The following is a 13,161-nucleotide window of genomic DNA, read 5'->3' as shown; positions in this document are numbered from 1 at the left end:
TTTACACTTATCGAATTAAATATGAAATAATGTATATCATCCAAATTTAAAAACAGCGGAATTACCAGTCCAGTATGTCTCCGACTTTCAAGCCTCCGCGCTCGATTATCCCATCCGGCAGCTCGATAGCATAGCGTGCAGGTTTCTTCGAGGTGGCGATGCCGGTCCAGGCCCGTAAATGCCTGAGGTCCACTATCTGCCTGTTACTGTCAAGGTATACAAGGTCTATCGGGAAAAATACGAAAAGCATGTGGATACCGATGTACTGCTCCCACCGCATGTCGAAAATCAGCGCGTAGTCCTGCGGTATCGAGCGGCGGAACATGAGCCCGATCATCTGCCTGACCGGGGTCCCGGCGTGCTCGACCCTTGTGGCGATGACCGTGCCATCGCTTTTTCTCAGCGTCATCTCAGGTTTAGAGTACCGGGGCGTTCGCCCGGTTTTTATCGCTCAGCACTTCATCCCAGAGCCACTTGTAGTCCATGGGCTTGTTCAGGTAGTCGAGCTTCTCGATATCCCTGATGAGGCCGTACATCTCCTTACCCTTGGCAAAGCCTGCCTTAGCAATATTGGTCGGCTTCAGGTACCGTAAATCCGGCAAGTGGTCGCATCTTCCATTACGCACCAGCTTGCCCCCGGCCAGCTCGAAGTAGGCGGCGCCGCCGCACTTCTTATAGGGCTCGTAAATCGAGGAGAAGTTGCGGGAGACCCAGTTCGCCATCTTCAGCTCTTTATTCGACGGGTTGATGGTAACATGCCCGTAGTTCGGCGGGATGATAACCTTGTCGCCGTCGTGGGCCTCGATCAGCACCACGTCGACGATCTTGCCGCCATCGCAGCGCTGGAGCAGGTAGTGCGCGGTGCCATGGAGCACTTCGTAGACCTCGGGGTACGTCATTCCGGTGTTGCCGATCTCCGGGTGGTAGTGGCCGGCGGTCTTAATGTACTCAGGGCCCAGTCGTCCTGGTGGGATGACTGTGATATCGAAGCGGAGGCCGTGGTCAAGCATGAGCGACCTGTCCTGGCGGCTCATGGCCAGATCTCTGTACATGTAGTACAATATTTCGTCCGGCGCGCTCTTCAGCCAGTCGATGTCGTAGATCACTTCGCGCATGTCGCTGAGCCTTCTCACGTCGGGCTCAATTTGCTTACCACCGAATTCGAGCGTCCTGTCCATGCTATGCACACCAATTTTATAATTTCATGTCCGCCTATAAAACCTTTGATACCTGCTCTGCCGGGCTTGCCTCGATCGCCTGCGAGCCGGGACAACCGAATAATATTTGAGCTTTCATGATTTATTTGACTATTATGGACGGTATTGATCAGGACAAGGTATTTTTTGTATGTAAAACTTGCGGGTTCGTGTTTCAGGAAGACCCCAGTGTCTTTCCTATCCGATGTCCGCAGTGCGGAAGCGAAGACTGCATGAGAACCTGATATTTCCTGCAGTTAGGTTAACCAACCTGCTTCTACCTGTAATGTCTTCTCAGGTAAACACAGCCGATCAGCAACACTCCGAAAACAAACGGCATCGCCGGGTTTTTGAGCACCTCCACGTTTCCCGTGTACAGCAGTATGCTGATCAGGAGCATGATCAGGCCTGCGATAAGGCCGGTGACATCCAGCGGCTGCCAGTTAAGCCACGATCGTTTCCGTCCGCCGGTCCCGATCGGGTTTTCATCCTTTTCCGGACGGGTGTCCTTAAGCTCATGTTCCCCGGTATGCTCGTAGGGTATAGTGATCTCTGCCGCGGGCACAAAGTCGTCCATACCGGGTTCCCGGAACGCCGGCTGATCGAATACCGGCTCTAGCGTGCAGGTACTACTCTGTAACTGCAGCCTGTCCCCGGAAAAGCTTCTTTCGACGGCTCGCAGCCTGGCATTCAAGCCCCGGGCGTTCTGCTCGAGAGCCATGAGCCTGCCATCGAGGTCCGAGGTTGCCTGTTCTCTGTCTCCGGCTTTATACATATTTTTCAACATATTGAACTTAAGTGGTAAACTATAAGTAATTTGCGTGTAAATGTAAATAAGTATGTTCAGCGACGACTCAGGTGCGGACTTTCTGCCCGGGAAATTCTTCGTCATCGTCATCCTGGCAGCGCTTCTGGTAGTCATCATGGCCTCAGGCCTGGCCGACCTGTCTGGAGCCTATTCTACGTACCGGGCACGGGCAGAGGCAGAACGGATCTACGAGTTCTCAAGGATAGCATATGCTGGCGGCTGTCTCGATGGCGCTTCTGAGAAAACCCTGATCGTGTCGATACCAGCGTCAGTCCGAACGATCGCCTTCGGGGCCATGCCAGCCAATGGCACTCTGGTCCGAATGGACCGGTCGTACTTCCTCGAGTATTCTGATGGCAGGTCAGAAACCTATGTAGCTGACATGCCTTTTGCATGCGACGGACCGGACGGGCCGGCAGACATTCCCGTACTTCTCTACCCTGGTCAATACTGCATCAAAGCCCGCCCTGCCAGCGTGAACGGAAGTTACAAAGCCTGTATTCAGGCGGAGGCGGCATGATCAAGGACGATCATGGGAGCGAAGAGCTGATCCTGGGACTTGGGGCATTGCTGGCATCCGCAATCCTGCTGCTGATAGTACTCTCGCTGTTCAGGTCAACCCTGCCTGCAGACAGGTCAGTCGCCCTGCAATACTGCGTTTCAGAGGTCAGCGGCGACATAGTTACGGTAGCTACCTCATCGGTTCCCTATGAGCGTGCCACGCAATACCGCTACGGTGGCATCAACCTCTCGATATCCTCTGACTTTGTCACCGCAGAGGACCAGTCGGGAGAGTCGTTTGCGAAACCGCTTCCTGTACGGGTATGTCCGGGCAGGTATTCATGCGGCACCATCTCCTGGAACAACCCGGCTGCGTTCAGGGAACAGCTGAACACCTCCTGCGGGGCTTACGGCACAGAGCAGTCGCCAGTCAATGCCTGTAACGCTGGCAGTGTCACCGATCTGCTGGCCGTCGCCCGCCGGGACATGGCCGGGAACCCTGTACAGGTTGACCCCGCCCGGCCGCTGGTCGTCGAGAAACTGCTTATCCATATCCGGGCGAACTCCAGCCCGGCGACGGAGTGTATTCCCTGTGTATTTGTTTACCAGCGATGACCGGGGCATGACCGAGCCCTATACGGACTTACCGGCCATCGGGCTGGTATCAGTGGGTATTCTGCTCTTCGGCTACCTGATGACCTCGGCCTACCAGTCCTACTCCTCCTCAGCCTACTATGCCCAGGAAATGGACGATCTCCGGGCCATAGCCGTTTCCATGGCCGGCGACCCGGCCATAGCTGCGGACGGGTCCCAAGGCTTACTTGACGCGAAGAAGCTGGATAACACAAAGGCTCTGGCCGAGATGACGGGGCGATACGGGCATCCGGGCAGCGCGGTCTCGGTAGAGATAGAAGCAGGCGAATACCACTGGAGCGCAGGAGCTTCTGGTGCCGGCCGTTCGGCAAGGTACCGTATCCCGGTCTGTGTCGTCCTGAACGATGCCAGCACTATATCCGGGTTCCTGACTGTCGTCTGCCGGGAGTGCCCATGAGAAGCGATCGTGGTTACTCTACTGCCATGGACGCGTTGCTGTTTTTGATCATGGTGTCAGCCTGTGCCGTGATCCTGAGCCCGGTCATCATGGGCCACGGCATGGAGCGCACCTCGACCGACCGCAACATGCGGGAGCTGGCAACTGCGGCTCTCGTCACCATGGAAACCGAAAAGGTCGACTACTTCGAGTACCGCATCCTGGGCGATGTGGCGGATGATATAGCTGCTTTCGGCGGCATCAACTCCACGAGCGACTTCCTGTACCAGGAAGTGACCAGAGCTGTCCTCGGGAGGGGCAGCAGACACCGGACAGCCATGGACCTGGCTGCCGACGACGCTGCCTGCCAGTTCGTGCTGCGCAACGGCAATGATACTCTCCGGCTGAACCCGCTGACCGCCGGGTACGATCATCAGACAAAGCTGCTGGTTGACAGAATAGTCAGATCCAGAGTAGATGAGCGATACGGCTACGAGTTCACGCTACGATGGATGCCCTTTACCGGGGTGCCTCTCGAAGGCAGCGTCACCGCAGGGAGGCCGCATCCGCCTGGTGCCATGTCAGTGCAGACTTTTATCACCATGCCCTATACCACAGATATCACTATCTCGAGCCTGCGGGAGCTGAACAGGCATGACCTCGCCGCTATCGATCGCAGCATCGCCGAATATCGGTCAAATAACGATTCAGCGAAGTTACAGGGGGATATTAGACAGTCGCTGCAGCGCTGCCTCACTAATACCACCCGGGCCGAGATACAGGAGATCTGGGCTAACACCCTCGGCTCACAGAGGTCGACAGATGAACGCATCGATCCGGCTGCTGCACTCGAAGTCTTCTCGACAAACGAATCGGCGGCAGGCGGACCTACCATCGATGTGGCGGGCCTCGGGGAAGATGCCATCCTGCAGACGGTAGTCATGCATAACCGAGAATCTATGGATGTTCTCGCGGCCAGCTATGTCGACCGAATCGAGCGCAACGGGGACGATTACCCCGCAGTAGAGCACAGCATTCTCTCCTGGCTGCGCAGCAGGTACGAGCCTTCGAGGGCCAGGGCAACCATGTCCATGTGGGTGGGTGGATGATTTTAGTGCTCGACGACGACCGGGGCCGGGTGCCTTTCGTGGCCATCGGAGTGCTCCTGCTGCTGATATCCTCGGTTGTGACAGTGTTCCTGCTGAGTACCGAAGCCCGGCTTGCCTCAGCCGGAGTGTCCCAGGATGCAGAGCGGGACATTAGCCCTGCTATAACACTTGCCCTCTCGGACATCGGCAGTGCCCTGAACTACGCCGGCATGTACGCAGAATCAGAGGTGGGCATGGCCCCTGTGATCAACGCCAGCCCCGGCGGTCATCCCGGCGCCAGCCCCGATAAGATCAACCAGGACAGGATACGCAGCATAACCTACCACAGGCTCGCTGCATACCTTGAGTCTAATTACGATGGCAACTTCGAGTACGGGGAATACACTATTACTGCCCGGATCGATGGCGATGATAACGCGATCCAGATCATCCCCTGTAACATGACACTGGCCAGGAACCTCGAGCACCCGGTTCTCGCCTGCAAAGAGGATTATCCGGCATACTATGTCCTCGAGGTGCCCGTCCGCCTGACTGTATGTAAGAAGGACAGCGATTATGCATACTCGGAGACGAAGACTGTCAGGGCACTGATCACATCCCGGTACCCGCTCCTGCAAGGCCTGACGGAGGAGTACGCGGAACGCCTGAACGGTACAGCCATGTTTGCCGACATCACTGCTGCATCCTATGCTTACACCTGGACCCGGGGCTATGCCCAGTACCTGTTCGGCATGCCTTTGAACATCGTGGACAACGGCGACATGGCGTTGATGGCCAACGGCGCCAACCTGATGGAGCAGGGCTACGTGTTCAACTCGGTAGATCCAATCAGCCTCGCGAGTCTCGTCTACCACTGCTCGGGCGCGGAGGCTCACCCTTCCTCTGTCACTAACTACAGCGTTCTAAATACGAGTAAGAAGGGCCTGCCCGACAATACTACATCCACCCCTCCCCGCAGGTATAACTTCACCTCCGACGAAATCGTCGACCGCGCTTACCATAACGTCAGCTTCGGCGGTTATGCCGAGTCGTGTTACTCGGGCGCATACCGGGTCTACATGTTCCTCGACGCGACCCGGGAGAGAGACTTTTATTCTACGGAAGGTAACCGGACCGGCATCGTCGAAGAGCCTGCGGTCTATCGTGCGGTAGAGCCGTTCAGCAAAGGGCACCAGGTGCCGCTCACCCGGACCTTCAGGGTCTATGGCCACGATGCGAATAGCATTCCGTATGCAGATCGGGTGACGGTAAACTATGTCCTCAGCCGGTACTCTTCGCTCGAATTCTACGGTGTGGGCAGGTACATGCAATCCGCGCAGCGCCTCGATGATCCCCTGCTGCAGCCGGCCTTCAACGACATACATGATCCTTGCTCACCGGTCCTGTACAAAAGAGACCTCAGCTTCGGGCACAAGGCGTTTACCGACGCCAACCTGAAAGACTTTATCGGGCAATACGAAGGCTCTTTCGACGACGCTGAGGGCACCTTTGACGAGCGCCTGTATGCCGCTATGAGGCGCAGGGGTGATGTCAATACCCTGTTGCCTGTCGGATATACCAACCCCGGGTACTCATTAGTCTGCGGGCCGGGAAATACCAGGCCGGTCTGGATGGAGATCGAGGCCGACTACGAGCTCAGGGACCTTTGCCAGGATATCCGAAAAGACGTGCACGTATCCCTCGACCCTGAGGAATACGGCGGTTCCCCGGTAGCCATGTCTTCTGCGGCATACGGGGAGATGAGCAGGCAGTTTGAAGAACGGCATACATACTACCTCGATCAGGCTTCCTATGCAACCGAGATCGCCGGCCTGAACGGGAGTAACCAGCTGCTATACCGTTCCTGCGGAAGCAAAGCCATCTTCTACGTGCGCAGGGCTCTGCTTGAAGACGTGCGGGCACAACTCAACCAGGCCGCCGGCCTGTCCGGGGATCAGATTAACCGTACCATCGATAACAGCCTGAGCGGTACCGGGCTTAACTCCTCTAACCTGACGACCGGGGCGGCGCAGTCCAGAAACTACCTCGACAACAACTTCTACATCCAGTTCGGCCTGCCTATGGCCCTGAACAGCAGCCCCGAAGCAGCCGCGGGTTATCCCTGGAAGGAATCGGTGACGCTGGCCGTCGACCAGTCGCCCGACTACCTGTATACCGATCGGTATACGGATCCGGAAACGGGGTATACCACAAGGCCGTTGAAGCTGCGCAACATCTGCCTCTTTTCCCTGCCGGCAGGCTTTCTCGATACTGAAGAGCTCAGCGAGGCGATGGCAGGCCCGCTGCTGGACTGCGTCGACGCCATGGCAGCTTCGGCCATCGAGACTGGCAACGAAACCATCGTGGCAGAAACCGGCGATCTCATTGACCAGATCGCTGCCGGCAGCAGAGACGAACTGAAAGAGCAGATCGCCGAAAAGATCGATGCGGACCCCGAGGCCGGGAACAGCATCACTAAGGCGGATATCGACCGGGCGGTAGATAATGCCTATGCTCGCCGGGGGAACAATACGACGCTGATCGTGGAAGACCTGAAGAACGGGGAGATGGGGCGGGAAATTGCTGACGATCTGATCAGTGATAGCGCCGACGCCGTCCGGCAGAAGGCGCAGGAGAAAGCAGACGGCTACGTGGACGAGTATACCGACTATGTTTCCCGGAGGGTCCGAGATCAGGTCCAGAACGCAGAGCGGGAGGCTATCCGATCGGTTATCGACAGCGTAAAGGGCCAGGTCAAGGGCGTGATCAACGACTTCAGCCAGGCGGCCGCGGAAAAAGTAGTACAGGCAGGCACTGAAGCAGCGCTCGGGCAGGCCATGTCCAAAGTACCCTCCGGCGTACCTTTGCTGCCACCTTATGGCTGGTGGGCTACGATGAACGTCTGGTACATCGAAGTCCAGGGCGATATCCCTTACCTCACCGTATACGATGCGGACAACGAGGCGGTTCCCAACCCCGTATTCGGGCACGAGGCACCATGCTATACCCGGCGGTGGCAGATGGTGACTGACCCCGATGGAACGGTGCTCGGCCGAAACGAGCCTATCCGGTTCTGTGTCAAGACCTGCACCTTCATCCTCGTTCCGCCCGGCCCCCAGGGCGTGGGAGACAAGGCCGGGGAGTGGGACGAGAAGAGCGAAGGCTTCGAGGAGGCTCCGACATGGCCGTAGCTAAAAGCTTAGTATGCGGATTTCTGCTGTTCCTCGCAATACTCGCAGTATCCTGCGACGAGGTCAACGCCCGGAGCATCAAAGCATACTTCAACGGGCAGGAGGCCACAGTGGAAAACGTCTCGCTGCACGTCGGAGAGCCCTTCACCGTAGACCTGTACATGACTCCAGACGGCGACTCCTTCGCCTATGCCATCCTAACCGAGCCAGGATACACGAGAGCGTATGATCGCATCTCGGGCGAGGCTGTCGGCGACACCGTCACGAAAAAGTGCAACGAGTCAAGCCCTGCCCACTTTAGCTGGACGCTCGCCGCCAATGATCAGTGGGTGAACGGCACAGCACCTGTCAACGTTTATTGCCAGTTGAACCGCAAGGGTGATACGAGCCCGTACGCGAGGGCATATTTTACTGTTGTAGATGCCCGGATACTGCCTGCCGACAGAACCATTGAAAAGTCGCACGCCCCTGCGTCGGCCGAAGGCCTTCCGGCATGGATCGTTCTTGTAACTCTGGCTTCGATAACTTTGCTAAAAAGAAAAAAGGGATGACTGTACTTAGAAGACGAACACAGTCATCACTACGAAGAACAGGAACACGGGCACGAACAGCAGAGCCCACAGCAATTTACTCCAGTGCCAGATCGTATTGCCGTCCATCGGCTTGAAAGGCATCAGGTTATACACCACTGTCACTAAGTTCATCGAGAACCCGAGCAGGCCGATCTCTGCGGCTATGCCGCCGAAGAACAGGAGCGGCAGGAACGCGATGCACAGCACGAAGCTGATAACTGGCCCGGCCAGCGTGATCAGCGCCAGGTTGCGGGCAGTGGACTGCCTCTTCTTGACGTCCGTGTCCTTCTCCACAATTTCCTCTGCCTCGTCCGTGTCGATCAGGAACCTGCCCGGCTGCGCAAATACCGTGCCGAACAGCCATGAGGTCACGAGCATGATCAGGGTACCTATGCCCCAGAACTTGAACTCCGAGGGCACCTTGAAGATGAAGGCGACCAGCCTGTGGCCGAAGTCGTGGAGGACCGAGACTACTCCGCCCACCAGCAGGTAGATCAGTATATTGCTCGGGAGCAGCTCGAGGCGGTCGGCGATCAGGAACGCGATGGCGAACAGCATTGCGCAGAACAGGCCGATGAGCATCTCTTTGCCGGTAATGCCCAGGATGATGCCCTTTTTCACCTTGATCTCCCTCGCCCTGGCCTCCTTGTCGGCCGCAACCTCGCCCGCGTGGGTGGTGAAATAGCCCATGACAAAGTTCAGGATCTTGTCCCAGATCGAACCGAACCCGGTGAAGAGCTTGCCAAGGATGATACCGAGCAGGCCGAAGATCGTACCCGTAGCGACTGCTGCTGCCGGAGCGTACTTCTCGGGGATAATTCCGTTTAACGGTAGGTCTTTCTTATGGTACGGGTAACCAGCGGTGTCACCGACCACGAAGATCGTGTGGCCAGCCGGGCTCTGCGCTACTTCCAGTACAAGGCCCGATTTCTCATCGGTCTGCTTGTAGGTGACAATGCCACGGTCGATCAGCTCCTTCGTGTACTTGTTATGATCCGGGCCTCCTACGACGATCAAGTCGTAGTTGTCCAGGCTCTGCCCGGCGAACGACCTGGCGTCGTCGGTCAGCATCGTGCGCTGATCGAACGGGTTGTTGCTCGTGTACAGGGCGAAACCCTGCTTCTCGAGCACATCTGCCCCCGAACCCATGATGACCAGCGGGTTATACAACGTCACAGTCGGCGGACAGTTGACGTCGATAATCTTATCGTTCTCCGTCAGGCCGTAATTTACCAGAACCTGCTGGACATCGACCTGGTAGGTAACTGCCGGGATTTCCTGGGCGCACACCGTAGCTGGCGCCAGGGACATAAACAATACAATAAGTGTTATGATAAGCGTAGATAGGTGTTTCATACCCCAAACCACCATCACATTTTCTACTCTATTTAATGGCTCGACTTGATATAGGTTTCTTTAACGCTGCAATCGATTGCACAAGTACCTCCAGTATACATGCCCTGCGAACATGTGGATTTACACTTTGTATGCTGCGCTGTGCTTGATACTGATTTCTCTGATAGCCCTAAAAGTGTTGTCTCTGTGCTCGTGAACGTGGACGAACGCTGCGCTGTGCCAGGATCACAGATTGTTACAGATTACGCAGATTGCACAGATGCTAATCGATAATAATTGAATGGTTCGCAGCATTCATCTTATCTCGTATAGTCATCTGTGCAATCTGTACTATCTGTCGTAATCTGTGATCTGGCACAGCGCAGCGTTCGTCTTGCTGTCTCACTGAATCAGAGCAATCAGGACAGGCACAGCGCAGCGTTCGTATTGATGTCTCACGCCACATGAACAATCAGATATCAGCAAGCGGCGTAAGTGATATTGTAAGCCCGACAATCCCTCTCAAAAAGTATATAACTGAGCACGGGAACTGTCAATTTAATATTATTGTTCGCGTGCGGTTATTGCAGTATATCGCGGACAAGTTCCGGAGCGGAGTTATTCTTTATGGATCAGCTTAAAATGTACGAAGGCACCAAGTCAAAGTTCTCTCATATGACCTCGGCCCACCCGTGCTTCAATGAGAAGGCGCATTTCTCCACCGCGAGGATTCACCTGCCGGTAGCGCCCAAGTGTAACATCCAGTGTAACTTTTGCAACCGCAAGATCGACAAGTGTGAGCACCGCCCAGGCGTCTCTTCCGGCGTCATGACTGCCGAGGAGGCCGCCGCCAAAGTCGACAAAGTCTTAACCGAGATCGACAACCTCAAGGTCGTCGGCGTGGCAGGCCCGGGAGAGGCGCTGGCCAACGATGAAACTTTAAAGGCGCTCAAGCTCGTCCACCAGAAGCACCCCGAGCTCATCAAGTGCATCGCCACTAACGGCTTAATGCTGCCGGAGAAGATCCCCGAGATCCTCGAGGCGGGCGTGCACAGCGTCACCGTCACCATCAACGCCTTCGACCCCAAGGTCGGAGCCCAGATCTACTCCTGGGTCCGCTACCACAACACTACCTACCGGGGCGAGGAAGGCGCAAAGCTCCTGGTCGAGAACCAGTTCAAGGGCGTAGAGATGGCGGCCAAGGCCGGCCTCATCGTCAAGGTCAACACCGTCCTGGTGCCGGAAATCAACGCGGACCAGATCGAGCCTATCGCGAAGATGGCCGCCGAGAAGGGCGCCATCCTCATGAACATCATCCCGATGATCCCGCTCTACAAGTTCGCGAACCTGAGAGCGCCGGAGTGCTCGGACCTGGAACAGGCCAGGGCTGTCGCGGAGAAGTACCTGCCGCAGTTCCGTCTCTGTAAACAGTGCCGTGCCGACGCGTGTGGTGTCCCCGGGCAGGAGAAGTCCGTCTCGCCTGCGCAGAGACGGATGGGCGGAGAGCATTATCACGCCTAAAAGTTTTGAAGGGGCTCCCGGGGGACTTTTTCAAAAGGCCCCCTGGGTCTCGACACCGAAGTAAGCCCGAAGGGCACATTAAAAGCGATGTTTTTGAGGGGTGACGAGGGGGACTTTTTACAAAAAGTCCCCCTAACACCCGTTATTAAAAATTACTTTTTATTCCTAACTATACAAATAAGTATTATGCATATCATTGCCAGTATTGCCTCAAATCCGTGCGCGGTATCATATCCTGGCGGTGCATCGCTCTCAATCGGTATTCTTGTGACGTTTACGTATTGCACCCCTGATGCCGGCACCGATGTCATAGAGTTCCCGGGCGGAAAATATTGCTTATGATCTGGATAATGGATGGTAATCCAGCATCTGTCTGCTTCTATCGTGACGTTCACAAACGTAAATCTGCCCTGGTCATCTGTAACAGTTGATTGAAATCCCGGGCCGTCAAAGGATATCGGGCCGCCGCTCGATTCGATTAGCCGGATGCTCGTTCCCGGGATGGGCGTGCCATTTTGCTCTGTGACCGTCCCATAGATTGAAAAGGTATTATTAATCGCCACTGCGCTATATGGCAGAGTAGCTATACCTAGCAGCAAGAACGATAAAATTACTATTTGGTACTGGCAGCCCCGCACCATAGAGTATGGGCTCGAGGGACAAGACCGATATCTGGCTGAAGATCGGGCAGATAGGGCTACGATAGCAGGGTAGGGTGTATGGACCTGCAGGATTTTCTGGTTAAAACCGGTTGAAGCGGCTATATATATTTTTATTAACAGTATTTTAATAGAATGATTGATCTACCTTGGCAAATATCTTAGACGCAGGATTCTGGGGCCTTGTCGCTGGTCTTGGTCTATTCCTGGGTGCAATAATCGGCTATTTTGTGAAGCTCCATCACCGCGAGATTGCCACTATTATGGGCTTTGGCGGCGGCGTCCTGATCTCGATCCTGTCTTTCGATCTTGTGGAGAAGGCATACGGGCAGACGGGATTTGAAATGACTGCTATCGGGTTTTTAGCCGGTGGCGTTGTTTTTAGTACGGCCAACTGGCTGCTCGCAAAGATTGGGGCACAACACCGCAAGCGCTGTGGGGAATGTGTGCAGCAGCCAGGTGAGGAACAACATCCAGGCAGCGGACTATCGCTGTTTATAGGCGCCCTGGTAGATAGCATCCCGGAGTCGCTGGTCATCGGATTGAGCCTGGTTGGAGGTGGCGTGATCCACTTCACAACGCTGGCAGGATTTTTCCTGGCAAACGTTCCCCAGGGGCTTTCCAGCTCCTCGGGCATGAAAGATGCGGGACGATCTGCCCGTTATGTTCTCGGCGCATGGGGGGGACTGGCGCTTGCCTCTGGCATTGCGGCACTTTTAGGATACGGCGTTTTAGGAGGACTCCCTGCAAACACGATCGCCTTCATGTCCGCATTCGCCGCCGGAGGGTTACTGGCGATGCTGACCGAGACGATGATCCCCGAAGCATTTGACCAGGCTTCCGCCTTCATAGGGCTGATTACTGCAATCGGTTTTTTGGCAGCCTTTATCATGTTAAAGATAGGTCTTCACTGAACGTATGCAGTTCTTCTGCTATACTCTGGCGGCCGACAGGCCGAAAAAGCGTGGCGGGCGGGGAAAAGGTTGATGAAATGAGACCTGGCGTATGTATTAATGGAGGATTACCATGCCAGTCATCACTATAGAAACCACTCCGCTTACCAGAGAACAGAAAGAGCGGTTCATTATCGAGTATACCAGAATAGCGTCCGAGATCACCGGTCTGCCGGCGCAGGCGATCATCGTCGCCATCCATGAGCCGCCTGCAGATAACTGGGGCATAGGCGGAACCCAGCTTTCCAAAATGCAGCACTAAATGCTGCCTTTTTTAGTCCGCGAAATAGTATATAGCTATTGACTC

Annotated in this window: 14 protein-coding genes; 9 read left to right on the top strand and 5 right to left on the bottom strand. The window is 55.6% G+C overall.

What is annotated here, in order from left to right; all coding sequences use genetic code 11:
- Positions 1-61: 61 nt before the first annotated feature.
- The 3 genes from ACPLPM_RS16475 to ACPLPM_RS16465 form a co-directional block, all read right to left on the bottom strand.
- A complete protein-coding gene (locus ACPLPM_RS16475) occupies positions 62-409 on the bottom strand; it encodes a DUF192 domain-containing protein (RefSeq protein ID WP_424357858.1) in 348 nt (115 codons plus the stop codon).
- Between the two features lie 7 nt (positions 410-416).
- Positions 417-1,178 (bottom strand): glucose-6-phosphate isomerase family protein, encoded by a 762-nt coding sequence (locus tag ACPLPM_RS16470; protein WP_424357857.1) that lies wholly within the window; start codon positions 1,176-1,178, stop codon positions 417-419.
- 295 nt (positions 1,179-1,473) lie between these two features.
- Complete coding sequence (locus ACPLPM_RS16465) at positions 1,474-1,983, bottom strand: hypothetical protein (RefSeq protein WP_424357856.1); 510 nt, start codon at positions 1,981-1,983, stop codon at positions 1,474-1,476.
- 52 nt (positions 1,984-2,035) lie between these two features.
- Here ACPLPM_RS16465 and ACPLPM_RS16460 point away from each other — a divergent pair, with 52 nt between their 5' ends.
- Genes ACPLPM_RS16460 through ACPLPM_RS16435 form a run of 6 tightly spaced genes read left to right on the top strand, consistent with a single transcriptional unit; the run spans position 2,036 to position 8,365 of the window.
- A complete protein-coding gene (locus tag ACPLPM_RS16460; protein WP_424357855.1) occupies positions 2,036-2,524 on the top strand; it encodes a hypothetical protein in 489 nt (162 codons plus the stop codon).
- Positions 2,521-3,120: a hypothetical protein gene (locus ACPLPM_RS16455; protein WP_424357854.1), complete on the top strand. Its 600-nt coding sequence runs from the start codon at positions 2,521-2,523 to the stop codon at positions 3,118-3,120. Before ACPLPM_RS16460 ends, ACPLPM_RS16455 begins: the two co-directional genes overlap by 4 nt.
- Complete coding sequence (locus ACPLPM_RS16450; protein WP_424357853.1) at positions 3,098-3,556, top strand: hypothetical protein; 459 nt, start codon at positions 3,098-3,100, stop codon at positions 3,554-3,556. The genes ACPLPM_RS16455 and ACPLPM_RS16450 overlap by 23 nt, the downstream gene beginning before the upstream one ends.
- Entirely contained in the window at positions 3,553-4,644 is a 1,092-nt protein-coding gene (locus tag ACPLPM_RS16445) for a DUF7284 family protein (RefSeq protein WP_424357851.1), read from the top strand. The genes ACPLPM_RS16450 and ACPLPM_RS16445 overlap by 4 nt, the downstream gene beginning before the upstream one ends.
- Complete coding sequence (locus ACPLPM_RS16440) at positions 4,641-7,814, top strand: DUF7286 family protein (protein WP_424357849.1); 3,174 nt, start codon at positions 4,641-4,643, stop codon at positions 7,812-7,814. Before ACPLPM_RS16445 ends, ACPLPM_RS16440 begins: the two co-directional genes overlap by 4 nt.
- Positions 7,805-8,365 carry a sarcinarray family MAST domain-containing protein gene (locus tag ACPLPM_RS16435; protein ID WP_424357848.1) on the top strand — a complete coding sequence of 187 codons (561 nt, stop codon included), beginning with the start codon at positions 7,805-7,807 and terminating at the stop codon, positions 8,363-8,365. The genes ACPLPM_RS16440 and ACPLPM_RS16435 overlap by 10 nt, the downstream gene beginning before the upstream one ends.
- A 6-nt stretch (positions 8,366-8,371) precedes the next feature.
- Here ACPLPM_RS16435 and ACPLPM_RS16430 read toward each other — a convergent pair whose 3' ends face one another.
- Complete coding sequence (locus tag ACPLPM_RS16430) at positions 8,372-9,697, bottom strand: hypothetical protein (RefSeq protein ID WP_424357846.1); 1,326 nt, start codon at positions 9,695-9,697, stop codon at positions 8,372-8,374.
- Between the two features lie 651 nt (positions 9,698-10,348).
- Between ACPLPM_RS16430 and ACPLPM_RS16425 the strand changes: the two genes are divergently transcribed.
- The gene (locus tag ACPLPM_RS16425; RefSeq protein WP_424357845.1) at positions 10,349-11,242 is read left to right on the top strand and encodes a radical SAM protein; all 894 of its coding nucleotides are present in this window, start codon (positions 10,349-10,351) and stop codon (positions 11,240-11,242) included.
- Positions 11,243-11,394: 152 nt separating this feature from the next.
- On the opposite strand, the gene ACPLPM_RS16420 is transcribed toward ACPLPM_RS16425, so the two are convergent.
- Positions 11,395-11,883 carry a carboxypeptidase-like regulatory domain-containing protein gene (locus tag ACPLPM_RS16420; protein ID WP_424357844.1) on the bottom strand — a complete coding sequence of 163 codons (489 nt, stop codon included), beginning with the start codon at positions 11,881-11,883 and terminating at the stop codon, positions 11,395-11,397.
- 167 nt (positions 11,884-12,050) lie between these two features.
- Between ACPLPM_RS16420 and ACPLPM_RS16415 the strand changes: the two genes are divergently transcribed.
- Together ACPLPM_RS16415 and dmpI are read left to right on the top strand one after the other, a co-directional pair.
- A complete protein-coding gene (locus tag ACPLPM_RS16415; protein ID WP_424357843.1) occupies positions 12,051-12,815 on the top strand; it encodes a ZIP family metal transporter in 765 nt (254 codons plus the stop codon).
- Positions 12,816-12,927: 112 nt separating this feature from the next.
- Positions 12,928-13,116: a 4-oxalocrotonate tautomerase DmpI gene (gene dmpI / locus ACPLPM_RS16410; protein WP_424357842.1), complete on the top strand. Its 189-nt coding sequence runs from the start codon at positions 12,928-12,930 to the stop codon at positions 13,114-13,116.
- Positions 13,117-13,161 lie beyond the last annotated feature (45 nt).

It is taken from the genome of Methanocella sp. MCL-LM (assembly GCF_049676595.1).
Lineage (GTDB): Archaea > Halobacteriota > Methanocellia > Methanocellales > Methanocellaceae > Methanocella_A.
This window is presented reverse-complemented; position numbering and strand designations above follow the sequence as displayed.